Source organism: Streptomyces sp. NPDC050504 (assembly GCF_044458065.1).
In the GTDB taxonomy this organism is placed as follows: domain Bacteria; phylum Actinomycetota; class Actinomycetes; order Streptomycetales; family Streptomycetaceae; genus Streptomyces.
Window position 1 is genome coordinate 604,642 of record NZ_JBITHO010000001.1, and the last position, 26,900, is coordinate 631,541.

A 26,900-nucleotide genomic window follows, 5' to 3' on the forward strand; every position below is an offset into this window, starting at 1 on the left:
AGGTGACGAACGGCCACCGTCAGATGACGGCGGCCGTTCCGGTCGGCCGCATGGCCCGGAAGACACCCCCGCGGAATGCGGGGAGCACGACAACCGGTTCGACCGGTCTCGCCACAACTGCGGAGCATCCCCAACGTCGTGGGGAACGAGCCCGCAGCCGACGGGAACAGAATCTACTGGCAGTACCTCGGCGTCTGTGGGGCAGGTGCCAGGCGGCGACGGTCGGCATCGTGCTCGATCAGTCGGCCTGTTCAAGAAACGGCCCCTTCGGCGGCTGCCGAAGTCCGTCCTGTGCTACTTCCTTGGAGCGCGGCAACAGGGTGAACGAATCGGATTGCTGCCGTTCGTGGCCCTCGGGGTTCTTGCGCTCGCCCCTCCCGTGGTCATCATCCTGCACGGACGTGTCTGAGTTCAGCGGGGTCGTCTCGTCTGTAGGCCCCCCGTCGGCATGGGCGCCGACTTCCGCCGGGGATCCTGACTCTCCACCACTCTGACAGTCAGACGCAGTCCAAACCGACGGTGACCGAACAAGGCTCCGCCCGTGCGGCGACGGGCGGGGCGGTTCCGGGGTTCACTGATCTTGCACTCGCAGCCGGAACGCCCGGTTGTCGGGTGTGCGTTGGTGGTTCAAGGGGAATGACGTCCCGCTTTCGCGAGGTCAGGAGCAAGGCCTGCCCAGCGTTCGACCGGGCCCGGCCATCGGAAATCTTCAACGGCCTTGTAAGTAGGGCCTGTTGACGCAGTGGTCCAGACCTTCTACGGTGCGATTGGCCGGTCACCCCCATTCTCAGCACCTCCCCCACAGACCACTGGGAGAGCCATGTCTCACCGGCGCAGACGTATCCCCAGGCGCACCGCGTTCCTCGTCGCCCTGCTCCTCCCGCTCGCCGCCCTCACCGGCCTCGTCGGGCTGAACGCGCCGCCCGCGAATGCCGCGGGCACCCTCACCGCCACCTTCACCAGCGAGAACAACGGTTCCTGGTGGCGCGGCATCTACACCATCCGCAACAGCGGCACCGCGCCCGTCACCGGCTGGACCCTGGAGTTCGACCTTCCCGCCGGGGTCACCGTCACAGGTCACTACCACGGCGAGGCCACCGTCAACGGCCGCCACGCCACCGTCAAGAACGCCCACTACAACGGCACCGTCCCGGCGGGCGGCACCACCGGCGTGTACAGCTACTGGTTCATCGGCAACGGACCCGTCGGCACCCCCACCGCCTGTACGGTCAACGGCGACAAGTGCGACGGCACCCCCGACGTGCCGCCGTCGGCGCCCGGCGCGCCCCGTGCCGTGGCCGTCACCGCCCGTACGGTCGCGCTGAGTTGGAACGCGGCGTCCCCGGGCGACTATCCCGTCGCCGGGTACGACGTGCTGAGCGGTGGGGCCGTCGTCGCCTCCACCGCGACCGCGTCCGCGACCGTCACCGGGCTCACCCCCGCCACGGACTACACCTTCACGGTGCGCGCCAAGGACACCCGGGGCAACAAGGGCCCCGAGAGCCCGCCGTTCACCGTGAAGACCGTCGATCCGTCGACCGATCCGCAGCCGCCGACCGCTCCCGGCGCGTTGCGCTCCACCGCCAAGACCGCCTCCAGCGTGAGCCTGGCGTGGAACGCGTCGACCGACAACGTCGGCGTGGCCGCGTACGACGTCTACCAGGGCGCGGCCCTGGTGCGCACCGTCGCGGCGCCGGCCACGTCCGTCACCGTCGACGCCCTCTCGCCCGCCACCGCCTACACCTTCACGGTCAAGGCGCGCGACACCGCCGACAACGCCTCGCCCGCCTCGAACGCCCTCACCGTCACCACCGACGACGTCGCGGGTCCCGGCAAGTCGCTCAAGGTCGGCTACTTCGCGCAGTGGGGCATCTACGGTCGCCAGTACTTCGTGAAGAACCTCGACACCTCGGGCGCCGCGGCCAAGCTCGACGTCATCAACTACGCCTTCGAGAACGTCGATCCGGTCAACCTCACCTGCCTGGCGGGCGTGACCAAGGGCGTGTCGGGCAATCCGCAGGACCCCGACGAGGGGACCGGTGCCGGTGACGCCGAGGCGGACTACGGGCGGGCCTTCCCCGCCGCCCAGTCCGTGGACGGCGTCGCGGACGACGGCTGGGGCAAACTCCGGGGCAACTTCAACCAGTTGAAGAAGCTCAAGGCCAAGCACCCGAACCTGAAGGTCGTCGTTTCGCTCGGCGGCTGGACGTTCTCCAAGTTCTTCTCGGACGCGGCGGCCACCCCGGCATCGCGCGAGAAGTTCGTGAAGTCCTGCGTCGACACCTGGATCAAGGGCAACCTGCCCGTCTACAACGGCGCGGGCGGCCCCGGCACCGGCGCGGGCGTCTTCGACGGCATCGACATCGACTGGGAGTGGCCCGGCTCCGACGGCCACCCCGGCAACCACTACAAGCCGGAGGACAAGGCCAACCTGACCGCGCTGCTCGCCGAGTTCCGCAAGCAGCTGGACGCGACCGGCGGACAGCACAAGCTGCTCACCGCGTTCACCCCGGCCGACCCCGTGAAGATCGAAGCGGGCTGGGACCTGACGAAGATCTTCGACTACCTCGACTTCGCCAACGTCCAGGGGTACGACTTCCACGGCGCGGGCAGCGACAACTCCTGGGAGCCCAACAGGACGGGCCACCAGGCCAACCTCTACCGGGACGCGCAGGACCCGTACTCCTTCGAGTTCAGCGTCGAGAAGGCGATCAAGACCTACACCGACGCGGGCGTCCACCCGCGCAAGCTGAACGTCGGCTTCCCGTTCTACGGACGGGGCTGGAAGGAGGTCGCGGCCGGAGGCGTCAACGGCGAGTGGCAGTCGGCCAACGGCGCGGCGCCCGGCCAGTTCCCCGAGGAGGCGGGGACCCGCGGCTACTCCAACATGCTCTCGGCCTATCCGGGCATGACGGTGTACCACGACGAGCAGTCCGTCTCGACGTACGGCTACACCGGCGCGGGCGGCACGTGGTGGACCTTCGACGACCCCTGGTCCATCGCGAAGAAGACCGCGTGGATCAAGTCGAAGGGGCTGCTGGGCGGCTTCATCTGGGAGATGTCGGGCGACACGTCGAACGGGGCGCTGATGAGCGCGCTGGACACGGGCCTGAAGTACTGAGGCGCCCGGCCTGAGTGAATGAGTGAGTGAGTTAGGGGTCCGGGTCCGGGGGTGTGCCCCCGGGCCCGGACGCCGTTCACGGCCGCGCGTCCCCGAAGTCGCCCGACAGTGCCGCCGCCATCCGCAGGTGCGGCGCCGCGTCCGCCGTGCGGCCCTGCCGCTCCAGGGTGCGGCCCAGCATCAGCCGGGCGTACGACTCCACCGGGTCGCGCTCCAGCACGGCCAGCAGCTCGCGCTCGGCCTTCGCGAGGCGGGCGGAGTGGTAGTAGGCGCGGGCCAGCAGCAGGCGCGGCGCGACCTGCTCCGGCGCCTCGGAGACCAGCCCGTCGAGGATCCCGGCGGCGGTGACGTACTCCTTCGCGTCGAAGAAGAGCTTGGCGCGCTCGTAGCGCTCCGCGGCCGTCCCGTGGTCGTAGTAGTTCTCGCTCATGCCCGCCACAACAACGACCACTCGTTGAACATTCCACTACTTCGCGCGTGGGGCTCCCGGGCCGGCCCCCGACGGCGCTACGTTGAGCACCATGAGCAACCTAGATCGCCAGCCGACCCCCGCAGTCTGCGGCGGCCGCGGCTTCGTCGTGGCGGAGCCGGTACGCGAGCTCCTCACCCCGCGCAACGTCAAGCTCGGCACGTCCACCGAGGTCCGCAGGCTGCTGCCCAACCTCGGCAGGCGCATGGTCGGGGCCTGGTGTTTCGTGGACCATTACGGGCCCGAGGACATCGAGGGCGCCGACGGCATGCAGGTCGCCCCCCATCCCCACCAGGGACTCCAGACGGTGAGCTGGCTGCACGACGGCGAGGTGCTGCACCGCGACAGCCTCGGCAGCCTGGCCACCATCCGCCCGCGCGAGCTGGGCCTGATGACCTCGGGCCGCGCGATCAGCCACTCCGAGCAGAGCCCCCGGGGGCACGGCCGCTACCTGCACGGCGCCCAGCTCTGGGTCGCCCTGCCCGACTCCCACCGCAAGGTCGAGCCGCACTTCCAGCACCACGCGCGGCTCCCGCACGTCACGGCTCCCGGCCTGACCGCCACCGTCATCCTCGGCACCCTCGACGGCGCGACCTCGCCCGGCACCGCGTACACCCCGATCGTCGGGGCCGACCTGGTGCTCGCCGCGGACGCCGAGGCGCGCCTGCCGCTCGAACCCGACTTCGAGTACGCGGTGCTCGCCATGTCCGGCGAGGCCGAGGTCGACGGGGTCGCGCTGCTCCCCGGCTCGATGCTCTACCTGGGCTGCGGCCGCACCGAACTCCCTCTGCGGGCGATCTCCGACGCGGGCCTGATGCTGCTCGGCGGAGAGCCCTTCGAGGAGGAGCTGATCATGTGGTGGAACTTCATCGGGCGGTCCCAGGAGGACATCGAGGAGGCCCGCCGCGACTGGATGGAGGGCACGCGCTTCGGCGAGGTGAAGGGCTACGAGGGGGCCCCGATCCCGGCCCCGGCGCTCCCGCCGGTGGCCCTGAAGCCGCGCGGCCGCACGCGCTGACCCGGACCGGTCGCGATGCGGCGACCCTGGTCGGTCGCCGCGTGCCGACCCCGGCCAGTCGCGGTGTGTCGATTCCGGCCGGTCGCCGTGTGCCGACCCCGGTCGGTCGCCGCGTGCCGACCCTGGCCAGTCACGGTGTGTCCGCCCCGGCCGGTCGCCGTGCGGTGCCGGGGCGACTCCGGCGGCGCGCGGCGGTCGGCCGGGCGGCGGAGGTGGGTCTGGACTTACTAGGACGTCCAACTATATGTTCGTCGCACAAGGTCCGCGGTGCAGGGAAGCCGGTGTGAATCCGGCACGGTCCCGCCACTGTGACCGGGGAGCGTGCTGCCATCCACACGCCACTGACGAGGTCTGTCGGGAAGGCGGGCGGCGCGCGGGGATCCGGGAGTCAGGATACCGGCCGCGGATGTTCCGTGTTGTCCACGAGGATGGAGCAGACACGCATGGCACCGGTCCGTACCCACGACCCTGGTGATCCGGCGGAGCACGCGCACACCGTCGCGCGCTCGTAGTCCCCACGGCCCTTCCCCTCCCGGCGCGCCCTGTGCGGTGCCGCCGCGGAGTCCGCCGTGCCATCCCCGGATCCGACCTGACGAGAGCAGGCACCCATGGTCCGTGAACTCACCCATTTCATCGGCGGCAAGCACACCACCGGCACGTCCGGGCTCTTCGCCGACGTCCACGACCCCAACACCGGCGCCGTCCAGGCGCACGTGCCCCTGGCCGGGCGCGCCGACACCGAGGAGGCGATCGCCAACGCAGAGGAGGCGCAGGCGGACTGGGGGCAGTGGAACCCGCAGCGCCGCGCCCGCGTACTGCTGCGCTTCCTGCAACTCGTAGAAGGGGAAAGGGAGAACCTCGCCCGGCTGCTGTCCGCCGAACACGGCAAGACCGTCGCCGACGCCCACGGCGACCTGCAACGCGGCCTGGAGGTCGTCGAGTTCGCCGCGGGCGTCCCGCACCTCATCAAGGGGGAGTTCACCGACAACGCCGGCACCGGCATCGACGTGCACTCCCTGCGCGGCCCGCTGGGCGTCGTCGCGGGCATCACCCCGTTCAACTTCCCCGCGATGATTCCGCTCTGGCAGCTCGCCCCCGCCCTGGCCTGCGGCAACGCGTTCGTCCTCAAGCCGTCCGAGCGCGACCCCTCCGTGCCGCTGCGACTCGCCGAACTCTTCCTGGAGGCCGGGCTGCCGCCGGGCGTGCTCAACGTCGTCAACGGCGGCAAGGAGGCCGTCGACACGCTCATCGACGATCCGCGCGTCCAGGCGCTCGGCTTCGTCGGCTCCACGCCGATCGCGGCGCACATCTACGCGGCGGCGGCCGCCCGGGGCAAGCGCGCCCAGTGCTTCGGCGGCGCCAAGAACCACATGGTCGTGATGCCGGACGCCGACCTCGACCAGGCCGTCGAAGCCCTGATCGGGGCCGGCTACGGATCGGCGGGGGAGCGCTGCATGGCCATCTCCGTCGCCGTGCCCGTCGGCGAGGAGACCGCCGACCGGCTCGTCGCCGCGCTCAAGGCCCGCATCGCCACCCTGAAGATCGGCCGCTCCGACGACCCGGAGGCCGACTTCGGTCCGCTGGTCAGTCGGGACGCCCTCGAACGGGTCCGGCGCTACGTCGACATCGGCGTCAACGAAGGTGCCGAACTCGTCGTGGACGGAAGGGACTTCACGCTTCCCGGGCACGAGGGCGGCTTCTTCGCCGGCGCCACCCTCTTCGACCGGGTCTCCCCGCGGATGCGCGTCTACCGGGAGGAGATCTTCGGCCCCGTCCTGTCCGTCGTCCGCGCCGCCGACTTCGAGGAGGCGCTGCGGCTGCCGAGCGAGCACCCCTACGGCAACGGCGTGGCGATCTTCACCAGGGACGGGGACACCGCGCGGGAGTTCACCCGCCGGGTCAACACCGGCATGGTCGGCGTCAACGTCCCCATCCCGGTGCCCGTCGCCTACCACACCTTCGGCGGCTGGAAGCGCTCCGGGTTCGGCGACCTCAACCAGCACGGACCGGACTCGATCCGCTTCTACACCCGCACCAAGACCGTCACCTCGCGCTGGCCCGCCGGGGTCAAGGAGGGCGCGAGCTTCACGATCCCCACGATGGGGTGAGCGCCGTGACCACCACCCTCACCGAGGACCAACTCGCCCTGGCCGAGGTCACCCTGGACTTCGCACAGGAGCAACTGGCACCCCACGCGATCGCCTGGGACCGGGACAAGCACTTCCCCGTCGACGTGATCCGCCGGGCGGCCGGGCTCGGACTCGGCGGCGTCTACGTCCGCGAGGAACACGGCGGCTCGGCCCTCGGCCGGGGCGACGGCGTCCTCGTCTTCGAGGCCCTCGCCACCGGCTGCCCCTCCATCGCCGCGTACCTCTCCATCCACAACATGGTCGCCTGGATGATCGACCGGTACGGCGACCGCTCCCAGCGCGAACGCCATCTGCCGGGCCTCTGCTCCGCCGCGACCCTGGGCAGCTACTGCCTGACCGAACCGGGCGCCGGTTCTGACGCCGCCGCCCTGCGCACCCGGGCCGAACGGCAGGGCGGGCACTACGTGTTGACCGGGGTCAAGCAGTTCATCTCCGGCGCCGGAGCCGCCGGCGTCTACGTGGTGATGGCCCGGACGGGCGCGCCGGGACCGGCCGGAATCTCCGCCTTCGTCGTCGAACGCGACGACCCCGGCGTCTCCTTCGGGCCCGACGAACGGAAGATGGGCTGGAACGCCCAGCCCACCCGCCAGGTCGTCCTCGACGGCGTGCGCGTCCCCGCCGACCGGCTCCTGGGGTCCGAGGGCGACGGCTTCCGCATCGCCATGAACGGCCTCAACGGCGGTCGGCTGGGCATCGCCGCCTGCTCGCTCGGCGGAGCCCAGAGCGCCCTGGACCGCAGCCTGTCCCACCTCGCCACCCGCGAGGCCTTCGGCGGCCGGCTCCTGGACGCGCAGGCGCTCCAGTTCCGGCTGGCGGACATGGCCACCGAACTCGCCGCCGCCCGCGCGCTGGTCAGACAGGCCGCCGAAGCCCTCGACACGGGCGATCCGCTGGCCCCGCGCCTGTGCGCGATGGCCAAGCGGTTCGCCACCGACACCGGGTACGCGGTGGCCGACGCGGCGCTCCAACTCCACGGCGGATACGGCTACCTCAGCGAGTACGGCATCGAGAAGATCGTCCGCGACCTGCGCGTCCACCAGATCCTGGAAGGAACCAACGAGGTCATGCGCGTCATCGTCGCGCGCGGACTCACGGAGGCCCTGCGATGACCCACCCCGCGAAGCCCGGCGCGAGCCCGGCGGGCGGCACCCCGACCGACGACCACGTCCTCCTGCGCACCGAGGGCCGTGCCGCGTACCTCACCCTCAACCGACCGAAGGCGCTCAACGCCCTCAGCCACCCCATGGTGCTCCGCGCCGAAGAGGCGCTGACGGCCTGGGCGCACGACCCCGCGATCGAACTGGTGGTCGTCGAGGGCGCCGGGGACCGGGGCCTGTGCGCGGGCGGCGACATCCGCGCGATCCACGAGGACGCCCGCACCTCGGGCACCGCGTCGGCCGCCTTCTGGCGCGACGAGTACCGGCTCAACGCGCTGATCGCCCGCTACCCCAAGCCGTACGTGGCCCTCATGGACGGCATCGTCATGGGCGGCGGGGTCGGCATCTCCGCCCACGGCAGCGTACGGATCGTCACGGAACGCTCCAAGGTGGCCATGCCCGAGACCGGCATCGGCTTCGTCCCCGACGTGGGCGGCACCTACCTCCTCGCGCTGGCCCCCGGCGAACTCGGCACCCACCTGGCGCTGACGGGCGCGCCCGTCGGAGCCGCGGACGCGCTGCTGTGCGGGCTCGCCGACCACTTCGTCCCCTCGTCGGCCCTGCCGTCGCTGGCCCGGGAACTGGCGTCCGACCCGCTGCGCACCGTGCTGGCACGGCACGTGGCGCCGCCACCGCGGGGTGGTCTCGATGCCGCCCGCGAGTGGATCGACCACTGCTACGGGGCCGATACCGCCGAGGAGATCGTCGCGCGGCTCCTGGCGTCTGGCGTCCCCGCCGCGAAGACCGCGGCGGACGGGCTGCTGGCAAATTCCCCCACGGCCGTCAAGGTCACCCTGGCAGCGCTGCGCGGCGCCCGGCGGCTCGGGCCGCTGGAGCGCGTACTGGAGCAGGAGTACCGCGTCTCGTGCGCGGCGCTGGCCTCGCCCGACCTGGTCGAGGGCATCCGCGCCCAGGTCATCGACAAGGACCGCAGGCCGCGCTGGTCCCCGGCTGCGCTGGAGGACGTCACCCCCGCGCACGTGGACCGGTTCTTCGCCCCGCTCGACGCGGACGGGCCGATGCTCGCCGCGACCGTCCCGACCCAGGAGGTCGCCTGGTGAACAGCACCGCCGCAACAAGTGGCACCGCCGCAGCCGGCAGCGTCCCACCGTCCAGCAGCACCGTCGCGTTCATCGGGCTCGGCCACATGGGCGGACCGATGGCGGCCAACCTCGTCAAGGCCGGACACCGGGTCATCGGCTTCGACCTCGTCCCCGACCTGCTGGCCGCCGCCCGCGCCACCGGGGTCGAAGCCGCCTCCACCGCTGCCGACGCCGCCGCCGGTGCCGACGCGGTCGTCACCATGCTGCCCGCGGGCCGCCACGTCCTGGCCCTCTACCGCGAGCAGGGGCTCCTGGCCGCCGCCCGGCCCGGCACCCTGTTCGTCGACTGCTCGACCATCGACGTGGCGGACGCGCGGGCCGCGCACGAGGCCGCCGCCGAGGCCGGGCACCGCGCGCTGGACGCGCCGGTGTCCGGCGGGGTGGTGGGCGCGGAGGCGGCCACGCTGACCTTCATGGCGGGCGGCGGGGCGGCGGAGTTCGCCGCCGCCGAACCGCTGCTCGGCGCCATGGGCAGGAAGGCCGTGCACTGCGGGGCCGCCGGGGCCGGACAGGCCGCGAAGGTCTGCAACAACATGATCCTCGCCGTCTCGATGATCGGGGTCGGCGAGGCGTTCGTCCTCGCCGAGAGCCTGGGCCTGGACCACCAGGCCCTCTACGACGTGGCCTCCACCGCGTCCGGTCAGTGCTGGGCCCTCACCGTCAACTGCCCGGTGCCGGGCCCGGTGCCGACCAGCCCCGCCAACCGCGACTACCGGCCGGGCTTCGCCGCGCCCCTCATGGCCAAGGACCTGGGGCTCGCCGCGAACGCCCTGCGGGCCGGGGGCGTCGAAGCGCCGCTGGGCCTCAAGGCGGCCGAGATGTACGCGGCGTTCGCCGAGGGCGAGGGCGCGGACCTGGACTTCTCGGCGATCGTCCGCACCCTGCGGCCCCGGGGCGCCGCCACCGCCCGACCGCACGACGCCCCGACCGCCCGACCGCACGACGAGCCCACCGAGCCCGACGAGCCCACCGAGCCCGCCGCCCGACCGCAGAACGGAGCCCGCGCATGACGTACGAGACCGTCCTGGTGGAACGCAAGGGCCGCGTGGCCGTCCTCACCCTCAACAGGCCCGAGGCGCTCAACGCCCTCAACCTCCAGGTCATGACGGAGGTCGTGGCGGCCGTGGCGGAGCTGGACCGGGATCCGGACGTCGGCTGCATCCTCCTCACCGGGTCGGCGAAGGCGTTCGCGGCCGGGGCCGACATCAAGGAGATGCGCCCGCAGAGCTATCTGGACATGTACCTCACCGACTGGTTCGCCGCGTGGGACCGCCTCGGCCAGGTGCGCACGCCGACCGTCGCCGCGGTGGCTGGCTACGCCCTGGGCGGCGGCTGCGAACTGGCCATGCTCTGCGACGTCCTCATCGCGGCGGACACGGCGAAGTTCGGCCAGCCCGAGATCAAACTGGGCGTCATCCCCGGCATCGGCGGCTCGCAGCGGCTCACCCGGGCCGTCGGCAAGGCCAAGGCGATGGAACTGTGCCTGACCGGCCGGATCATGGGCGCCGAAGAGGCCGAACGCGCCGGTCTCGTCTCCCGGATCGTCCCCGCCGACGACCTGCGGGAGGAGGCGCTGGCCGTCGCCACGACCGTCGCCGAGATGTCCAAGCCGGTCGCGATGATGGCGAAGGAGGCCGTGAACAGGGCCTTCGAGACCACCCTCGCCGAAGGCGTCCGGTTCGAACGCCGACTGTTCCACGCGGTGTTCGCGACCGCCGACCAGAAGGAGGGCATGTCCGCCTTCGTGGACAAGCGCCCGCCGCACTTCATCCACGGCTGAGCGCGCCCGGTGTGCCGGGGCGGCGACGCCCGTGCCCGGCACACCGGACGCCGGTCTGTACCCGGAACCCTCACGTCAACTTCTACAGTGCTGTAGATTTCAGCTTCCGCCGCTCGCGGGAGCTGGACATCGACAAGACGTACGCACAGGCCGGGCATAGGCCGGGGGGTCTCCATGGACAACGAACTGGCCTGCCTGGAGGCGGCCGACAGGGCCGACTTCGACGAGGTCCTGGAACAGGCGCTCGCCGATCCCGACGTCCGGGCGGCCCTGCGGCGACCGACGTCACGGATCACCGAGGAACAGTTGCGGAGCGGGGCGCTGGCGGCGGCGGACGGCATCGCGGCCGCGGCCGCCGCCGAGTACGCGGCGCTGCGCCGACTGCGGGCCCCGGGGGCGCGGGGAACGGGCGCCGTGCGCGGGCCGGGCGGATCCGCTTCCGTCGGGCACGGGCTGCTGACCGCGCTGGCGGTGCTCACGCCGGTGCTGTCCGCGGGGGCGGCGGTCATCTTCCTCCTGCTCGGGTTCGCCCTGCGGCTGACCGGCACGCGGCAGCCCCTGGCCGACGCGCTCGTCGCGACCGGCTGGGTGGCCCTGGCGGTGGCCGTGCTGGCGGCGGCGGCCGCCGTCTCCGCGCTGTTCGTCGCCGCGGTCCGGCAGCGCGCCGCCGACGAGCCGGACGTCCACGACGTCCAGCGGGCCCGTGCGGCGTGGCGCGAGGCGCTGCTGGAGCGGGGCTTCCTGCCCTTCCTGCGTACGCGGTTGAGGTCGTCCGCCGGTGCCGGGCCTTCACCTCTGCCGTCAACTTCTACAGTGATGTAGATTCAACCGGGTTGCCCCTTACCGGGTGCCCCCTGCCAGGCCGCCCCCTACCCGGAGAAGACGGACGCCCATGCTCGGCATCAGCGAAATCGCCATCCTGCTCATCGTCGTCGTCCTCGTCTTCGGCGCCAAGAAGCTTCCGGAGCTCGCGCGCTCCATGGGCAAGTCGGCCCGCATCCTCAAGAGCGAGGCCGAGGCGATGAAGTCCCGCCCCGCGCCGTCCGCCGAGACCGACGCGCCGCGCGCCTGAACCGGCTCCGGCACCTCTACCGGACACCACACCGCACAGGAAGGCAGCTCACCTCATGGGCATCGTCAGCTGGATCGTCCTCGGGCTCCTGGCCGGGGTCATCGCCAAGATCCTCCTGCCGGGACGCGATCCGGGCGGCCTCGTCGGCACCACCCTCATAGGGATCGCGGGCGCCTTCACCGGCGGCTGGCTCTCCGCGAAGTTCCTCGACCGGCCGGTGGAGAACCAGTTCTTCGACCTCGCGACGTGGGGCGCCGCCATCGGCGGGTCCCTCGTCCTGCTCATCGCCTACCGGCTGCTGTTCGGCAACTCCCGCAGGTGAGGCACCCGACCCGACAGAAGGCCGCGGCGGTCCCGCCGGGGCCGTCGCGCTATGGAAGAAAGGACGTGGCTGAAGCATGTTCGACAGCCTGAAGGACCTCAAGGACAAGGCGACGAAGCTGGCCGCCCAGCACGGCGACGCCGTCAGCCAGGGGCTGGAGAAGGTCGGGGACGTCGTCGACGACAAGACCGGCCACAAGCACAGCGACAAGATCGACACCGGCGTCGAGAAGGCGAAGGGGTTCATCCAGGGCCTGGGCGAGAAGGGCAAGTAGCCGCCGGGACCACGCGGACGGCCCCCGCCGCGACACCGGAGAGTGTCGCGGCGGGGGCCGTCCGCGTGGTGCGGGGCGCTCACGCGGGGCGCAGGCCCGACGTCAGGAGCGACAGGAGCTCGTCCGGTGCGTCGATGAACCGGTAGTGGCCCCCCTCCAGCAGCGCGAAGCTCGTGTCGCCGCAGGCCGACCAGCCCTTCATGAGGGAGGCCGGAATACCGCTGTCCTCGCTCCAGCCGATCGCGGTGACGGGCGACGGCAGCCGGACCGGCTCGGGCACCCGGTAGCGCTTGTTCATGTCGACGTCCTTGCGCAGCACGCCCAGGTACAGATCGAGCAGGGTCGGCTCCAGGGTGCCGCCCAGCTCCGCGACCAACTCGCGCAGCTCGTCCGCGAGTTCCCCGTCGGTCATCTCCAGGAAGCGGCCGTACGGGCCGTCCTGCGGGGCCACCTCGGACGAGACGAAGAGCCGGGCGGGGGCGGGGTGCCCCCGCTGGGCGAGGCGCACCGCCGTCTCGTACGCCGCCAGCGCGGAACCGCAGTGGCCGAAGAGCGCGTAGGGGCGGTCCAGATGAGGGAGCAGGGCCTCGGCCAGGTCGTCCGCCATCGACTCGTACGTGGCGTAGGCCGGTTCGCGCATGCGGTTCTCCCGGCCGGGCAGCTGCACCGGGCAGATCTCGACGCCGTCGACCGAGGCGGGCCAGCGGCGGTACATGCTCGCGCCGCACCCCGAGTAGGGCAGGCAGAACAGCCGTGCCTCGGCCGTCGGCGAGGGTTCGCGCAGGAACCACTTCTTGCGGATCGGACCGGCCGGGGGAGCGGGTGTGGTCATCGCCTGGGGCTTTCTGTACGGGGACGGGGCCGTGCGGTGATCGGCAGGTGGGCGTACCCCGCGATGACGTTCGAGCGCAGGCGTACCGGATCACCGGCGAGGGCGAAGTCGGTGAACCCGGCGAGCAGTTCGGCGAAGAGGACCCGCAGGGTCACCCGGGCGATGGTGTGCCCGATGCAGTAGTGCGCGCCCACGCCGAACGCGATGTGCTTGTTGGGGGCGCGCCGGATGTCGAAGACGTCGGGGTCGGTGAACGCCTTCTCGTCGCGGTTGGCCGAGGCCAGCCACACCACGACCGGGTCCCCCGCGGGGATCCGTACCCCCTGGAGCTCCACGTCGCGCGTGGTGTGGCGCATGAAGTGCTGGGTGGGCGAGGCCCAGCGCAGCGACTCCTCCACGCCGCTGTTCAACAGCTCGGGATGCGCGGCCCAGTCGTCGAGGACCGGGGTCCCGGCGAGCGCCGCCATCGCCGCGTTCGGGGGCTGGGCCGTGGTGACGGTCGCACCGAGCAGCAGGCTGTAGCAGTTGGACACGATCTCGCCCGGCGACAGCGGACGCCCGTCGAACTCCATGGTCAGCAGCACGCTGATCAGGTCGTCGCCCAGCGCGAGCCGCCGCCGGGTGACGACGTCCTGGAAGTAGGCGAAGAGTTCGCGGTGGGCGGCCCGCAGGGTGGCCTGCGGGCTCGGGGCGAGCCGGAACTCCGGGTCGTCCGCCGCGATGCACGCGTAGGTCAGCCGGGTCAGCCGCGGCCAGTCCTCCTCGGGCAGCGCCATCATCGCGCCGATCACCCCCATGGGCAGGGCGGCCATGGCGGCGGCGAAGTCGAACGTGCCGCCGTCCGCGAGGGGGCCGATGAGGCCGGTGACGGTGCGCCGGATCCGCTCCCGGTCGTTCTCCACGGCCTTGATGGACAGCGCCTGTTGCAGCGGGCCGCGCAGTCGGGCGTGCGCGGGCGGGTCGGTCACCGCCATCTGCCGCCCGCCGGCCGGGTCGCCCTTGCCGAGCAGGTTGAGCAGCGTGCCCTGCTCGGAGGTGAACGTGCCGTGGTCGCGCAGGACGCGGCAGGCGTCGGCGTGGCCGACGACCGACCAGTACCCGATGTCGCCGACCGGCTGCCAGCTCACCGGGGCGTGCGCGCGCAGGTGCCGCCACGCCTCGTGCGCCCCGTCCCCCAGGTAGAGGTCGGGGTCGATCAGGTCGACCTGCCGCGGCGCTGAGACGGGACACCGCCCGCTGGAAGGGGACGTCGTCATCGGGTCGGCTCCTGGTCCTGCCCGGCGAGCGGCCGGTCCCGCTCCGCCAACCGCTCGGCGAGCGCCACGGCGAACTCGGCCACCGTGGGCGAGAAGAACAGGGTCTGCGCGGGCACGTCCACGCCGAACTCCTTCTGTACGGCCACCAGGAGCTCGGTGGCCAGCAGCGAGTGGCCGCCGAGGTCGAAGAAGTCGTCCTCGACGCCGACCGGTTCGACGCCCAGGAGCCCGCCCCACAGCTCGCACAGCCGCGACTGTACGGCGGTGAGCGGCGCGACGAACTCGTTGCCCACGTTGCGCGGCACCCGGGTGGCCGTCGGCAGGGCCCGCCGGTCGACCTTGCCGTTGCGGTTCAGGGGCAGCTCGGAGCGGATCAGGATCGCCCACGGCACGAGGTACGCGGGCAGCTTCTCCCGCAGCTCCAGGCGCAGTCGGCTGCCGAGGCCGAGCGCGTCGTCCGGATCGGCGGCCGTCGGCACGACGTAGGCGAGGAGCCTGGTGCCGCCCGCCGGGTCGGCCTGCGGCAGCACGACCGCGTGCCGCACCCCGGCCAGGTGCTCCAGCTCGGCCTCGACGGCGCGCGGTTCGGCGCGGTAGCCCTGCACCTTGACCTGCTCGTCCGCGCGCCCGACGAACTCCAGCGTGCCGTCGGGGGTCCAGCGCACCAGGTCGCCGGTCCGGTACATCCTGGCACCGGGCTCGGTCCCGAACGGGTCGGGCACGAACCGTTCGGCGGTCGCGCCGGGGCGGCGCAGGTACCCGCGCGAGAGCCCGGCGCCCGCCGCGTACAGCTCGCCGCACTCGCCCGCGGGCACGGGGCGCAGCTCGCCGTCCAGCACGGCGACCCTGGTGCCGCTGATCGGGCGGCCGATCGGCACGCTCTGTCCGGCCTCAAGGGTGCTGCTGGTCCAGCAGGTGGTGTACGTGGTGTTCTCGGTCGGCCCGTAGCCGTTGGTGAAGACCAGCTGCGGGTACGCGGCCAGCAGCCGCCCCACGTGGCTCGGCGACGCCACGTCGCCACCGGTGAGGACGTGCCGCACCCCGGCGAACGCGTCCGGCCGGGAGCCCGCCATCCGGTGGAAGAGCCCCGTCGTCAGCAGGAGCACGGTCACGCCCTCGGCGCGCACCGTCCGGGCGACCCGCTCCATGGTGATCGCGACCGGCGGGTAGACGACCAGGTGGCAGCCGTTGACCAGGGCCGCCCAGATCTCCAGCGTGGAGGCGTCGAAGGCGATCGGCGCGATGTGGAAGAACACGTCCCCGGGCCGCACCTCCATCCAGTCCGCGCCGCGCACGAGGCGGTCGACCGCCCGGTGCGGCACGGCGACCCCCTTGGGCTCGCCGGTGGAGCCCGAGGTGTAGCTCACGTAGGCGAGCCGGTCGGGGTGGCCGGGGAGCGGCGGGACCGTCGGTCCGGCGGCCGGCCGCGGCGCCGGGGCGTCCGCCGACACCGCCGTGATCCCGCCGGGGACCAGGTCCCGGAGTTCGTCGTCGACGACGACCGTCGTGACGTCGGCGTCCTTGAGCAGCGCATTCCTGCGGCCCTGCGGGTCGTCCGGGTCGAGCCCGAGGTAGGCGCCGCCCGCGACGAGCACGGCGAGCAGCGCCACGATCAGCTCGGGGGACCGCCGCATCAGCACGCCGACCACGTCCTCCTGCGCGAGACCCGCGGCCCGCAGCCGCTCGGCGAGGTCCTGGGCGCGGGTGATCAGCTGCCGGTACGTGAGGGTCCGGCCGTCGCAGGTCACCGCGGGCGCGTCGGGGGTCAGCCCGGCCCGCTCGATGACGAGCTCGTGCAGGAGCCGCGCGGCGAACGGCGGTTCCCCGCTGCCGATGAACCCGGGAGCACCGGTGATGTCCGTGGTGGAGACCGTCTTGGTCAACTGTTTTCCGCTTTCGTGTCCTGGAGTGGTGCCGTGGGGTCCAGCCGGACCCATGTCGCCGTCGAGCGGGCCAGTTCGGTTCCGTCGCGCCGGAAGAGTGCGGTGGTGCAGGTCTGGACCCGGCCCGGTACGGGGGCGCCCCGGCCCACCGCGACCACGGTCTCGCCGACGCGGGGGAGCGCGGTGATCCGGGCCGACATCCGGCCCAGCAGCAGCGGGCTGCGCAGCGGGTCGAGCGTCCAGCCCCCCGGGCAGTCCAGCGCCGCCCAGACCAACTCCTCGGCGACGGTTCCCGTGCCGTCGTCGGTGGTGGCGTCCGGCGTCCAGAGGCAGGCGACGTGATCGGCCAGGCCCGGCACGGGCCCGGGGGCCAGCCGCAGGCCGTCCGGGTGCGCGGGACCGCAGACGAAACAGGTGGGGAAGCGGTTGGCCGCGCCCCGCCCCGCGTACTCCCGCGACGCCCGCTCCGCCAGCTCGGCGCCGACCGGTTCGGGGGCGTCGGCGCCGGGCGCCCGGGACGAGGCGGTGGCGATCAGGACGTCTTCGTGCCAGACGTGGACCCGGCGTCCGGCCCGGGTCAGTCGCAGGTCGGCGTCCAGCGGCGTGGGGAGGAGCAGTTGGACCACTACGTCGTCCCCGGGGGACCCGGAGGACCCGGAGGACCCGGAGGACCCGGGCTCCCGGGGTTCACCGGAGTCCCCGGGCTCCCCGGACTCCAGCATCCGGCGCGCGTGCCGCGCGACGAGCCCGGAGACGTAGCCGCCGTTGCCGCTGTCCGGCGGGCCGTTGTGGCGGCGGCCGACGCGGATCGTGCCGGTGCCGTCCTGTGGTGTGCCCACCGGCTCACACCGCCGGGACGAAGAAGAAGGTGTCCCGGGACGCGATGCGGCCCCCGGGCGCCATGCGGAAGAAGTCCGCGAACCGCAGCTCCACCCGGTCGCCGCTGTGCAGCACGCCCTCGAACAGGCCGTGGACGGCGATCTCCGCGTCCGACGCGACCACGGTGGACAGGGTGTGCGTGCCTTCGCGGATCACCCGCTGCTCCCGGTAGAAGCGCTCCAGCTCGGCGTGTCCGACCAGGGGCCGGTAGCCGGGGCGGCGGTAGTGCGCGTCCGGGGCGAACAGGTCGACCAGCGCCGGTATGTCCCCGGCGTCGACGAGTTCGTAGTAGCGGCGTATTCGGGACACCCCGAGCGCGTCCGTCGTCTGGACCATTACGAGACACTCCCTGTGCTCTTCGTCTGTGCGGTGGAACGCCGGGCGGGCCCCGGCACGGTCAGGGCCTCGGGCGCGCCCGCGACCGCCTCGGCCAGCCGGGCCGGGGTACGCGCGTCGAACAGCGCGCCCAGCGTGAGTTCCCGGCCGGTCCTCGCCCGCACCCGGTTGATCAGTCGCGTCGCGAGGAGCGAGTTCCCGCCGAGCGCGAAGAAGCCGTCGTGGACGCCCACCGAAGGCAGCCCCAGCACCTCGGCGAACAGCGCGCACATGTCCCGCTCGGCCGGGCTGTCCGGCGCGGGCCCGGCGGACGGCCCGGGAGCCGGATCCGGCACGGGAAGGGCGGACCGGTCGATCTTCCCCCGGGGCGTCAGGGGGAAGGCGGCCACGGCGACGAGCGCCGAGGGCACCATGTAGTCGGGCAGCGCCGCCCCGGCGTGCTCGCGCAGTGCCCGCGGGTCGAACTCCCGGGCCCCGGCCGGTACCACGTAGCCGATCAGCCGCTTCTCGCCCGAAGCCTCGTCCCTGCTCGCGAGCACGGTCGCCTGGGCGACGTCGGGATGACCGGCCAGCACCGCCTCGATCTCACCCAACTCGATCCGGAATCCCCGGAGTTTGACCTGGTCGTCGACGCGCCCGAGGAATTCGAGTTCACCGTCGGCGCCCCAGCGCACCACGTCGCCCGTGCCGTACATCCGGTCGCCCGGCGCACCGAACGGACACGGCACGAAGCGCCGGGCGGTCCACCCGGGCCGGTTCAGGTAGCCGCGTGCCACGCCCGCCCCGGCGACGTACAGCTCACCGGCGGTGCCGGGCGGCACCGGCGACAGCGACCCGTCCAGTACGTACACCCGCCTGTTGTCCATGGGGCGGCCGATCGGCACGACGTCGGGCACCGGCCCGCCGGGCCGCAGGACCGTGCGCGTGGTGAACGTGGTGGCCTCGGTCGGCCCGTACCCCGCGACGACCACCGAGTCCGGACACCGGTCGAGCACGCGCCGCACCGCGTCGGCCGGGACCACGTCCCCGCCGGTCCACACCTGGCCGACGTCCGCCAGTGCCTCGGGGCACTCGTCCGCGAACACCCGGAACAGCCCGGCCGTCAGCCACAGCGCGCCGACCCGGCCCCCGGCGACGAGGCGCCGGTACGCCGCGAGGTCCAGGTCGCCCGGCGGAGCCACGACCACCCGGCCGCCGTTCAGCAGCGGCACCCACCACTCGTACGTCGACGCGTCGAAGGCGTGCGGGGAGTGCGCGAGCACCCGGGGCGGCTCCCCGCCCAGCCAGCACCGGTCCGACGTCATGCCGAGGACGTTGCGGTGGCTGAGGGCCACGCCCTTGGGCGTGCCCGTGGAGCCCGAGGTGTACAGCACGCACACCAGGCGGTCCGGGTGCAGCGGTACGCGCGGGGCGTCGGCCGGTTCGGCGGACAGGTCCACGGCGTCGACCGCCAACTCCCGTGCTTGGCCGGTGAGTCCGTGGCCTGCGGTGGCCCGGTGCGTGAGCAGCACCTTCGCACCGGTCTCGGCCAGCACGTGGCGCAGCCTGGCCGCGGGGGAGCGGGCGTCCAGCGGGACGTAGGCGCCGCCCGCCTTGGCGACCGCCAGGACCGCCACCACCACCTCGACCGAGCGCTCCATGAGCACGGCGACCTTGTCCTCGGCGCGTACCCCCGACGCGACGAGCCGGTGCGCCAGCCGATTGGCGCGCGCCTCCAGCTCCCCGTACGAAAGGACGGTGTCGCCGAACTCCACGGCCGTCGCACCCGGGGCGCGCGCCGCCCGCGCGGCGAAGGCACCGGGCACCGTCGTCGACGGGAACGGGCGCGCGGTGTCGTTCCGCTCCACGACCGTCCGCCGCCGCTCGCCCGGGGTGAGGACGTCGAAACCACCGAGCGGACGGTCGGGATCGGCGGTCACGGCCCCCAGGAAGTGCAGGAACCGCCTCTGGTGCGCGCCCAGTTCGGCATCGGAGTAGAGCGCGGGGTTCGCGTCGACGTCGACGCGCGGCTCGCTGCCGTCGGACCGGTCGTAGACGGAGAAGGACAGGTCCTCGACCGGCCCGTTGGAGAGGTTGTGCGCGGTGGCGCGGACACCGGCGAACTCCAGCCGGTAGTAGAAGGACATGACGTTGACCACGGGGCCGAACGTGACCTGCCCCGGCCCCTCTTGGCCCAGGTCCCTGCGCAGGTCCTCGCCCCGGTAGCGCTGGTGCTGCCGCGACGCGGCCGTCTCGTCGGCCACCTGCCGGACGAGCGCGGAGAGCCCCCGCTCGGGACGTACGCGCAGCCGCAGGGGCACCACGTTGGCCACCATCCCGGGAACGGCCAGCTCGGCGGGGTCGGTGCGCCCCGTCACGGGCACGCTCAGCACGACGTCCCGCTTGCCGGTGAGGCGGTGGAGGTACGCGGCGACCGCGGCAATCCACGCGGCGGGCCAGGTCGCGCCCGACTGTCGTGCGGCGCCGCGCAGCGCGGCCATGGCGGGGGCGGGCAGGTCGCCCGTACGGCGCAGGAAGCCGCCCGACGGCGTGGCGCGGCGGCCCGCCGGGCTGACCGGATCCGTGTGGTCGGACAGTCGGCCCCGCCAGAACTCCCGGTCCAGCGCCTGCTGTTGGGACCCGGCGTAGGCGGTGTCACGGGACAGGAGGGTGTCCAGGGGGCCGAAGGCGGGGCCCCTGAGCGGGGCGCCGTCGGCCAGCGCGGTGTAGGTCTTGGCCACGCGCCGCGCGACGAGCGACATGCTGAACCCGTCGACCACGATGTGGTGGACGCGCTGGTACCACAGGAAGCGGTCCGGCGCGAGCTCGAACAGGGCCTGGCGGAACAGCGGGCCGCGCGCGAGGTCGACCGGGGTGGCCAGCTCCTCGCGCATCCACGCCACGGCCGCCGCGTGCGGGTCGGGCGCCGCGCGGAGGTCGGCCCGGTGCATCGACCAGTCGAGGGAGGGCACGACGACCTGCCGGGGACCGTTCGCGTCGGCGCTGAACCGCACGCGCAGCGAATCGGTCTCGTCCACCACGCTCCGTACCGCGCGCTCGAACAGGTCCGGGTCGACCGGTCCCGGGATGTCGAAGTACTCGCCCGTGTTGTACGCCGGGCTCCCCGCGTGCAGATGGTGGGCGAACCAGATGCCCGACTGCGCCGACGTCAGTGGCGAACTCATGTCGCGACCCTCCTGAAGGGGGAGAGGACCGAGGAGAGGGTCTTGGCGAAGGTGTCGACGTACGGGTCCGACAGCATGTCGAAGTGGTTGCCCGGCACGTCGAACACGCTCAGCCCGCCGTCGGTGTGCCGCTGCCACAGCGCGGGACGCACCTTGGGGGTGCGGCGCGTGGGGTGCACGTCGGTGCTCACGAAGAGGTGGACCGGCGTACGCAGCACCGCCGTCGAGAGGTAGCGCGAACCGGCCTCGCCGTTCGCGGCGAAGACGCGCTCCATGCGGCCCAGCAGCTCGGAACGTTCGGGGGCGGGAAGTTCGCCCGGCCCCGCACCGATCCTGAACGGCGCCCTCCCGTTTCCGGCGCCGTCGCCGGCGCCGTCGCCGCGCGGCGCGCCCGGCGCCCCGGCGTCGATGATCCCGAGGAACGCCGGAGCCTCGCCCGCTTCCTCCAGCATCCGCGCCACCTCGAAGGCGACGAGCCCGCCGAAGGACCACCCCATCAGCAGGTACGGCCCCTCGGGCGCCACCTTCCGCATTTCGCGGAGATAGCGCTCCGCCTGCTCCTCGACGGTGCCGAGCGGCTCCTCGTCGGTGCCGTAGCCGACGGCCTCGATGCCGAAGACCGGCCGGTCCGTGCCGATGAGCCGCGTCAGCGGGAGGTAACCGGCCACGCCGCCGCTCTGCGGATGCACCAGGAACAGCGGTGCCCGCCCCGCCCCGCCCTCCACCAGGGGGACGAGGAGCCGTCGCAGTGCGGCCGGTGCTGCGGGCAGTTCCGCGCACAGGGCCTCGACGGTGGGGTGGCGGAACACCGTGTTGAGCGGTACGCGCACCCCCAGCTCCCGGTCGATCTCCTCCATGAGCCGGACCGCCCTGAGCGAATGCCCGCCCAGGTCGAAGAAGTTGTCGCGCACGCCGACCTCCGCCGAGCCCAGGACGCGCTGCCAGATCCTGGCCATCCGGAGCTCCAGCACGTCCCTCGGGGGCAGGACAGGGGCGGCGGGGTCCCGGCGGGCGGGTGCGGGCAGGGCGCCGCGGTCCACCTTGCCGTTCGTGGTCAGCGGAAGCCGGTCCAGCGCCGTCAGGGTCGCGGGGACCATGAACTCGGGCAGGGACTCGCGCAGGGCCTGCCGAAGCGCGGCGAGATCCCCACCGACGTCCTGCCGGTGCGCGTCGGGATTCTCCCCGGCGTCCTGCCGGAGCACGTCGGGATCCCCTCCGGCGTCCTGCCGGACCACGTACCCCGCCAACTCGGCGTCGGCGCCGGTGCCGCGCACGGTGACCACGGCCCTGGTGACGCCGGGCAGTGCGCACAGCGCGGCCTCGATCTCCCCGAGCTCGATGCGGTACCCCCGCACCTTCACCTGCTCGTCGGTGCGGCCCAGGAAGACGAGGCTGCCGTCCGGCAGGTACCGGGCCAGGTCGCCCGTCCGGTACAGCCGCCCGCCGCTGCCGTACGGATCGGGGACGAACCGCTCGGCGGTCAGTCCCGGCCTGCCGGCGTACCCGCGGGTGACCCCGACGCCGCCGATGTGGATCTCGCCGGGAACGCCGACCGGCACCGGGTTGCCCGCCCGGTCCAGCAGGTGGACCCGGAGGTTGCCGAGCGGGCGGCCGATCGGGACGGAGGCCCCGGGCCCGTCCAGGTCCCGCTCGGCGTCCACGCGGTGGGTGACGGCGCCGACGGACGCCTCGGTGGGGCCGTAGCCGTTCCACAGGGTCGACACCACGCCGAGCAGTCGGCGCGCCAGCCTGGGCTGGAGCGCCTCGCCCACGCAGATCGCCTGGAACCTGCCGCCCCGCCAGCCGCTGTCGAGCAGCAGCAGCCAGGTGGCCGGGGTAGCCATGAGGGTGGTGACGTCGAACCGGCGCAGCATGTCCGCGAGCCGCGGCCCGTCGACGGCGACCTCCGAGGGGGCGATCACCACGCTCGCGCCCCTGGCCAGGGGCATGAAGACCTGCGGGACGAGGACGTCGAAGGAGATCGACGCCACCGAAGCGACGACGTCGGTGCGGTCGAGGCCGAGCTGACGGCCGCGTACCACCAGGTAGTTGACGACGCCCTCGTGGGGCACCAGCACGGCCTTGGGGCGGCCCGTGGAGCCCGAGGTGTAGATCGAGTACGCGAGGTTGGCGGGCACCGCGAGGGGCGGCAGCGGCTCGTCGGGCCACGCCGCGATCCGCTCCGCCTCGGTGTCCGTCCACACCACGTCGGCGCCGCTTCGCGGGAGCCGGTCGGCCAGCGACCGCTCGGTGACCAGCAGCGGTACCCGCGCGTCGGCCAGCATGAACGCCAGGCGCCGCTCGGGGAGTTCGGGGTCGAGCGGCAGGTAGGCCGCGCCCGCCTTGAGCACGGCCAGCAGGGCCACGACCAGGTCGACCGACCGGGGCAGGCACACGCCGACCAGGCACTCGGGGCCCGCGCCCCGGTCGCGCAGGTGCCGGGCCAGGCGGTTGGCGCGGCGGTCGAGCTCCCCGTACGTGAGCCGCCGGTCGCCGCAGTGGACGGCGGGTGCTTCGGGGGTGTGCCGCGCGTGGTGCTCGACCAGCTCGTGCAGGCACAGTTCGGAGGGGACCGGCTCGGCTTCGCCGGCCGCCTCCCGCAGGTCCTCGTGCTCGGCCCCGGTCAGCAGCTCCAGCCGGGAGAGGGGGAGGCCGGGGTCGTTCGCGGCGCTGTCGAGGAGGCGCAGGTAGTGGCCGACCAGGCGCCGCACGGTCGGGCGGTCGAAGAGGTCCCGGTCGAACGCGAAGGTGCCGGTCGTGCCCGAAGGCCGCTCGGCCACCACGAGGCTGAGGTCCACCTTGGCGGTGCCGTTGTCCAGTTCGACCTGCTCCACCTCGACGCCCGGCAGCCGGGGGCGGGCGGCGTCGCCGGACAGGCCCGCGAACAGCACCTGGAACAGCGGGTTGCGGTCGGCGCCGCGGTCCGGCCGCAGCTCCTGGACGAGCCGCTCGAAGGGGACGTCCTGATGGGCGTAGGCGTCGACCGCGGTGCGGCGGACCCGGCCGAGGAGCTCGGCGAAGCCGGGGTCGCCCGACAGGTCGGTCCTGACGACCACCGTGTTGATGAACGCGCCGACCAGCCCTTCGAGTTCGGGGCGGGAGCGGCCCGCGACCGGCGTGCCGACCGCCACGTCGTGCTGTCCGCTGTAGCGGGCGAGCAGCGCCTGGAAACCGGCGAGCAGCGTCATGAACAGGGTGGTGCCGTGCCGCTGCCCCACCAGCCGCAGCCGGTCCACCAGTTCGTCGGGGAAGGCGAAGGTGACCCGCTCGCCGCGCCCCGAACGGACCGGGCCGCGCGGCCGGTCGGTGGGCAGGTCCAGGGTGGCCACGTCCGCGAGCCGCTCGCGCCAGTGGTCGAGCTGTTCCCGCAGCCGCTCGCCGGCGAGCCGGTCCCGCTGCCAGTGGGCGAAGTCCGCGTACTGGATCGTCTGCGCGGGCAGTTCGTGCTCCCGGCCCCCGGTCCGGCTCAGGTACATCGCGGAGAGGTCGTTCCACAGCAGCGGCATCGACCAGCCGTCGACCGCGATGTGGTGGACGACGACCACCAGGAGGTGGTCGTCCTCGTCGATCCGGATCAGCGTCGCGCGCAGCAGCGGGGCGCGGGTCAGGTCGAACGGGCGCCGGATCTCGTCGTGGGCGAGCGCGAGGGCCCGCCGCACGCGGTCCTCGACGCGGCTTTCCCCGGTGCCCTCGCCGTGCTCCTCCCCGGTGTCCTCGCCGTGCTCTTCCACGGTGTCCGCTCCGGGGGCGGCGCGCAGGTCGACAAGGGCCGGTTCGCAGGGTTCCGCCGGGGAGACCGAGGGCTCGGGGCGGCCGTCCCGCTCGGTGAAGACCGTGCGCAGCACCTCGTGGCGGCGCACCAGGTCCGAGAAGGCGTGTCCGAGCGCGGCGGTGTCGAGGGGGCCGCGCAGCCGGAAGACCTCATGGACGTTGTAGAGGGCGGAGCCTTCGGAGAGGTGCTCGACCAGCCACATGCGCTCCTGCGTGTACGAGGCCGTGCGCGCGCCCTCGGGGCGGCGCGGCACTCCGGACGCCGCGGCGCCGCCCTCGGCGGCACGGCGCCGGGCGGCGCTGACGCGCTGGTCGAGCAGGGCGCGGGCGGCAGCGGCCCGGCCGGGGTCGGGAGGCGTGTCGGGGCCGGGGCGGCCCTGGTGCTGCGTCATGGTCGCTGGTCCTCTCCGGCGGGAAGCGGGGCCGGGTGGGAGTGGGTGCTGTCGAGGTCCGCCAGCAGCGCCGCTTCGATGCTCTGGGCCAGTTCCGCGACGGTGGGGTGGTAGAACAACAGGGGCAGGGGCAGTTCGACGTCGAGCGCCCGGCCGAGCCGTGACATGGCCTTCGCGGCGACCAGCGAGTGTCCGCCCAGCGCGAAGAAGTCGTCGTGCACGCTGCCGGGAGCGACGTCCAGCACCTCGGCCCAGACGTCCATGACGAGCAGTTCGGTCTCGGTGGGCCGCGCGCCGTCCGGCGCCACCGGGCCCGCGCCGTCCGGCCTGGGCCCGGAAGCGGACCGGTTCGCGCGCGGGGAGAGGTGCGCCGCCCAGTGGGACACCGGACGCTCGGGGTCGTCGACGAGCAGGCCGACCAGCTTCAGGTAGTCGTCGGCGAGACGCTCCACGGTGCCGCGGTCGAAGAGGTCGGCGGCGTAGCGGAGCGCGCCGGTGAAGCGGTCGCCGCGGTCGGTGAGGGAGACCTCGACGTCGAACTTGACGATCTCGTACGGGACGTCGTGGGCGCTCACGTCGAGTCCGGGCAGTCCGGAGGGGAGCGGGGGCGGCCCCTCCAGCTGGAACATGACGGTGAACAGGGGGTGCTGGCCGAGGTCGCGCTCCGGGCGCAGTTCCTCCACCAGGCGGTCGAAGGGCACGTCCTGGTGGGCGTAGGCGTCCACCGCGCAGCGGCGCACCCGGGCGAGGGCCTCGGTGAAGCTGGGGTCGCCCGACAAGTCGGTGCGCAGGGCGAGGGTGTTGACGAAGAAACCGATCAGCGGCTCCACCTCGATGCGGGTCCGCCCGGACATCGGGGTGCCCACCGTGACGTCGGGCCGGTCCGAGTGGTGCGCGAGCAGCAGCTGGAACGCGGCCAGCAGCGTCATGAACGGGGTCGTCTCGTGGGTGCGCCCCAGCGCGCGTATCCGCTCGGTGAGTTCCGCCGGGAACTCCACGTCGACCTGGTCCCCGCGTCCCGACCACAGGGCGGGGCGGGGCCGGTCGGTGGGGAGCGGGGCCGGGCCCGTTCCCGCCAGCCGTTCCCGCCAGTGGTCGAGCTGTTGCCGCAGGGCGGGGCCGTCGAGGTACTTCCGCTGCCAGTCGGCGAAGTCCTCGTACTGGAGGGGAAGGTCGGGCAGGTCGAAGGGCTCGTCGGCGACCGCGGCCCGGTACGCGGCGGAGAACTCCTGCCACAGCACCGAGACCGACCAGCCGTCGGCGGCGATGTGGTGGAACACGAGCACCAGCAGGTGGTCGTCGTCGGCGACGCGGACCAGCCGGGCGCGCACCATCGGGGCCGTACCGAGGTCGAAGGGGGTCGCCGCGTCCTGGGCCACCCACGCGCGGGCCCGCTCCTCCGCCCGCGCCACAGGCAGGCGGGTCAGATCGGTCAGGGTCGGTACGAACGTGTCGACCGGCTCGGTGACCTGGTACGGACTGTCGTCGACCACGGTTATCCTGCTGCGCAACACCTCGTGCCTGCGCACCACTTCGGTCAGCGCCGACACCAGCGCCCCCCGGTCCAGGGGGCCTTCGAGGCGGATCGCCACCGGCACGTTGTGGTCGGGTCTGCCGGGTCTGAGCCGGTCGAGGAACCACAGTCGTTGTTGCGCGAACGACAACGTTGCCGCAGACTCCACGCACCGTTCGGACGAAGGCATGACGGATTCACCTTTCGCGGCGTTCGGGAACTTTCGCGGTGTTCGGGAACTCCGCAAAGACATGGAAAGCCCCCCGCTGATTCGCTACGTCGCGAACAGTAAGAACGACGCTAGTCGACGCCCGCCCGGCTCGGCAAGATCACGTAGGCGGTCCGCCATCAATAAATCTTTTCGTTGCATCCCGACAGGATCGATGGTTAGCATCACGTCGTCGAACG

20 protein-coding genes and 1 riboswitch are annotated in these 26,900 nt (G+C 73.1%); of the genes, 11 read left to right on the forward strand and 9 right to left on the reverse strand.

What is annotated here, in order from left to right; all coding sequences use genetic code 11:
• The first annotated feature begins 820 nt into the window (after positions 1-820).
• A complete protein-coding gene (locus tag ACIBNE_RS02605; protein WP_399268681.1) occupies positions 821-3,121 on the forward strand; it encodes a glycosyl hydrolase family 18 protein in 2,301 nt (766 codons plus the stop codon).
• A 76-nt stretch (positions 3,122-3,197) separates the two neighbouring features.
• On the opposite strand, the gene ACIBNE_RS02610 is transcribed toward ACIBNE_RS02605, so the two are convergent.
• A complete protein-coding gene (locus ACIBNE_RS02610) occupies positions 3,198-3,551 on the reverse strand; it encodes a tetratricopeptide repeat protein (protein ID WP_399268683.1) in 354 nt (117 codons plus the stop codon).
• Positions 3,552-3,642: 91 nt separating this feature from the next.
• Between ACIBNE_RS02610 and ACIBNE_RS02615 the strand changes: the two genes are divergently transcribed.
• From ACIBNE_RS02615 to ACIBNE_RS02660, 10 genes are all read left to right on the forward strand, one after another.
• Positions 3,643-4,608: a pirin family protein gene (locus ACIBNE_RS02615; RefSeq protein WP_399268685.1), complete on the forward strand. Its 966-nt coding sequence runs from the start codon at positions 3,643-3,645 to the stop codon at positions 4,606-4,608.
• A 241-nt stretch (positions 4,609-4,849) separates the two neighbouring features.
• Positions 4,850-5,028: riboswitch (cobalamin riboswitch) on the forward strand.
• Between the two features lie 188 nt (positions 5,029-5,216).
• Positions 5,217-6,716, forward strand: coding sequence for a CoA-acylating methylmalonate-semialdehyde dehydrogenase (locus ACIBNE_RS02620; protein WP_399268687.1), 1,500 nt, complete (start codon positions 5,217-5,219; stop codon positions 6,714-6,716).
• Complete coding sequence (locus tag ACIBNE_RS02625) at positions 6,713-7,867, forward strand: acyl-CoA dehydrogenase family protein (protein ID WP_399268689.1); 1,155 nt, start codon at positions 6,713-6,715, stop codon at positions 7,865-7,867. Before ACIBNE_RS02620 ends, ACIBNE_RS02625 begins: the two co-directional genes overlap by 4 nt.
• Positions 7,864-8,976, forward strand: coding sequence for an enoyl-CoA hydratase/isomerase family protein (locus ACIBNE_RS02630; RefSeq protein WP_399268691.1), 1,113 nt, complete (start codon positions 7,864-7,866; stop codon positions 8,974-8,976). Before ACIBNE_RS02625 ends, ACIBNE_RS02630 begins: the two co-directional genes overlap by 4 nt.
• An 86-nt stretch (positions 8,977-9,062) precedes the next feature.
• The gene (gene mmsB / locus ACIBNE_RS02635; protein ID WP_399270025.1) at positions 9,063-10,028 is read left to right on the forward strand and encodes a 3-hydroxyisobutyrate dehydrogenase; all 966 of its coding nucleotides are present in this window, start codon (positions 9,063-9,065) and stop codon (positions 10,026-10,028) included.
• A complete protein-coding gene (locus ACIBNE_RS02640; protein ID WP_399268693.1) occupies positions 10,025-10,798 on the forward strand; it encodes an enoyl-CoA hydratase in 774 nt (257 codons plus the stop codon). The genes mmsB and ACIBNE_RS02640 overlap by 4 nt, the downstream gene beginning before the upstream one ends.
• Before the next feature lie 174 nt (positions 10,799-10,972).
• Positions 10,973-11,620: a hypothetical protein gene (locus ACIBNE_RS02645; RefSeq protein WP_399268695.1), complete on the forward strand. Its 648-nt coding sequence runs from the start codon at positions 10,973-10,975 to the stop codon at positions 11,618-11,620.
• Between the two features lie 70 nt (positions 11,621-11,690).
• Positions 11,691-11,870, forward strand: coding sequence for a twin-arginine translocase TatA/TatE family subunit (gene tatA / locus ACIBNE_RS02650; protein ID WP_399268697.1), 180 nt, complete (start codon positions 11,691-11,693; stop codon positions 11,868-11,870).
• Positions 11,871-11,925: 55 nt separating this feature from the next.
• Positions 11,926-12,192, forward strand: a complete 267-nt coding sequence (locus ACIBNE_RS02655) for a GlsB/YeaQ/YmgE family stress response membrane protein (protein ID WP_399268699.1) — start codon at positions 11,926-11,928, stop codon at positions 12,190-12,192.
• A gap of 76 nt (positions 12,193-12,268) precedes the next feature.
• Positions 12,269-12,466 (forward strand): antitoxin, encoded by a 198-nt coding sequence (locus ACIBNE_RS02660; protein ID WP_399268701.1) that lies wholly within the window; start codon positions 12,269-12,271, stop codon positions 12,464-12,466.
• 79 nt (positions 12,467-12,545) lie between these two features.
• Here the strand turns inward: ACIBNE_RS02660 and ACIBNE_RS02665 are convergent, their stop codons facing one another.
• From ACIBNE_RS02665 to ACIBNE_RS02700, 8 genes are read right to left on the reverse strand one after another with little or no spacing between them, the layout of a single operon-like run.
• On the reverse strand, positions 12,546-13,298 hold the full coding sequence (locus tag ACIBNE_RS02665; protein ID WP_399268703.1) for a thioesterase II family protein: 753 nt from the start codon (positions 13,296-13,298) through the stop codon (positions 12,546-12,548).
• On the reverse strand, positions 13,295-14,554 hold the full coding sequence (locus tag ACIBNE_RS02670; protein WP_399268705.1) for a cytochrome P450: 1,260 nt from the start codon (positions 14,552-14,554) through the stop codon (positions 13,295-13,297). Before ACIBNE_RS02670 ends, ACIBNE_RS02665 begins: the two co-directional genes overlap by 4 nt.
• The gene (locus ACIBNE_RS02675; RefSeq protein WP_399268708.1) at positions 14,551-16,437 is read right to left on the reverse strand and encodes an amino acid adenylation domain-containing protein; all 1,887 of its coding nucleotides are present in this window, start codon (positions 16,435-16,437) and stop codon (positions 14,551-14,553) included. The genes ACIBNE_RS02670 and ACIBNE_RS02675 overlap by 4 nt, the downstream gene beginning before the upstream one ends.
• Positions 16,434-17,276: a hypothetical protein gene (locus tag ACIBNE_RS02680; RefSeq protein ID WP_399268710.1), complete on the reverse strand. Its 843-nt coding sequence runs from the start codon at positions 17,274-17,276 to the stop codon at positions 16,434-16,436. Before ACIBNE_RS02680 ends, ACIBNE_RS02675 begins: the two co-directional genes overlap by 4 nt.
• 4 nt (positions 17,277-17,280) lie before the next feature.
• A complete protein-coding gene (locus ACIBNE_RS02685; RefSeq protein WP_399268712.1) occupies positions 17,281-17,652 on the reverse strand; it encodes a nuclear transport factor 2 family protein in 372 nt (123 codons plus the stop codon).
• The gene (locus ACIBNE_RS02690; RefSeq protein ID WP_399268714.1) at positions 17,652-20,816 is read right to left on the reverse strand and encodes an amino acid adenylation domain-containing protein; all 3,165 of its coding nucleotides are present in this window, start codon (positions 20,814-20,816) and stop codon (positions 17,652-17,654) included. The genes ACIBNE_RS02685 and ACIBNE_RS02690 overlap by 1 nt, the downstream gene beginning before the upstream one ends.
• Entirely contained in the window at positions 20,813-24,979 is a 4,167-nt protein-coding gene (locus ACIBNE_RS02695; RefSeq protein ID WP_399268716.1) for an amino acid adenylation domain-containing protein, read from the reverse strand. Before ACIBNE_RS02695 ends, ACIBNE_RS02690 begins: the two co-directional genes overlap by 4 nt.
• Complete coding sequence (locus ACIBNE_RS02700) at positions 24,976-26,682, reverse strand: condensation domain-containing protein (protein ID WP_399268718.1); 1,707 nt, start codon at positions 26,680-26,682, stop codon at positions 24,976-24,978. The genes ACIBNE_RS02695 and ACIBNE_RS02700 overlap by 4 nt, the downstream gene beginning before the upstream one ends.
• Between the last annotated feature and the right edge of the window lie 218 nt (positions 26,683-26,900).

Excerpts from the sequence above, each read along its gene's own strand:
- ACIBNE_RS02605 (WP_399268681.1), top strand. The coding sequence starts at position 821 with ATGTCTCACCGGCGCAGACGTATCCCCAGGCGCACCGCGTTCCTCGTC.
- ACIBNE_RS02610 (WP_399268683.1), bottom strand. The coding sequence starts at position 3,551 with ATGAGCGAGAACTACTACGACCACGGGACGGCCGCGGAGCGCTACGAG.
- ACIBNE_RS02615 (WP_399268685.1), top strand. The coding sequence starts at position 3,643 with ATGAGCAACCTAGATCGCCAGCCGACCCCCGCAGTCTGCGGCGGCCGC.
- ACIBNE_RS02620 (WP_399268687.1), top strand. The coding sequence starts at position 5,217 with ATGGTCCGTGAACTCACCCATTTCATCGGCGGCAAGCACACCACCGGC.
- ACIBNE_RS02630 (WP_399268691.1), top strand. The coding sequence starts at position 7,864 with ATGACCCACCCCGCGAAGCCCGGCGCGAGCCCGGCGGGCGGCACCCCG.
- mmsB (WP_399270025.1), top strand. The coding sequence starts at position 9,063 with ATGGGCGGACCGATGGCGGCCAACCTCGTCAAGGCCGGACACCGGGTC.
- ACIBNE_RS02640 (WP_399268693.1), top strand. The coding sequence starts at position 10,025 with ATGACGTACGAGACCGTCCTGGTGGAACGCAAGGGCCGCGTGGCCGTC.
- ACIBNE_RS02645 (WP_399268695.1), top strand. The coding sequence starts at position 10,973 with ATGGACAACGAACTGGCCTGCCTGGAGGCGGCCGACAGGGCCGACTTC.
- tatA (WP_399268697.1), top strand. The coding sequence starts at position 11,691 with ATGCTCGGCATCAGCGAAATCGCCATCCTGCTCATCGTCGTCGTCCTC.
- ACIBNE_RS02655 (WP_399268699.1), top strand. The coding sequence starts at position 11,926 with ATGGGCATCGTCAGCTGGATCGTCCTCGGGCTCCTGGCCGGGGTCATC.
- ACIBNE_RS02660 (WP_399268701.1), top strand. The coding sequence starts at position 12,269 with ATGTTCGACAGCCTGAAGGACCTCAAGGACAAGGCGACGAAGCTGGCC.
- ACIBNE_RS02665 (WP_399268703.1), bottom strand. The coding sequence starts at position 13,298 with ATGACCACACCCGCTCCCCCGGCCGGTCCGATCCGCAAGAAGTGGTTC.
- ACIBNE_RS02670 (WP_399268705.1), bottom strand. The coding sequence starts at position 14,554 with ATGACGACGTCCCCTTCCAGCGGGCGGTGTCCCGTCTCAGCGCCGCGG.
- ACIBNE_RS02685 (WP_399268712.1), bottom strand. The coding sequence starts at position 17,652 with ATGGTCCAGACGACGGACGCGCTCGGGGTGTCCCGAATACGCCGCTAC.
- ACIBNE_RS02690 (WP_399268714.1), bottom strand. The coding sequence starts at position 20,816 with ATGAGTTCGCCACTGACGTCGGCGCAGTCGGGCATCTGGTTCGCCCAC.
- ACIBNE_RS02695 (WP_399268716.1), bottom strand. The coding sequence starts at position 24,979 with ATGACGCAGCACCAGGGCCGCCCCGGCCCCGACACGCCTCCCGACCCC.
- ACIBNE_RS02700 (WP_399268718.1), bottom strand. The coding sequence starts at position 26,682 with ATGCCTTCGTCCGAACGGTGCGTGGAGTCTGCGGCAACGTTGTCGTTC.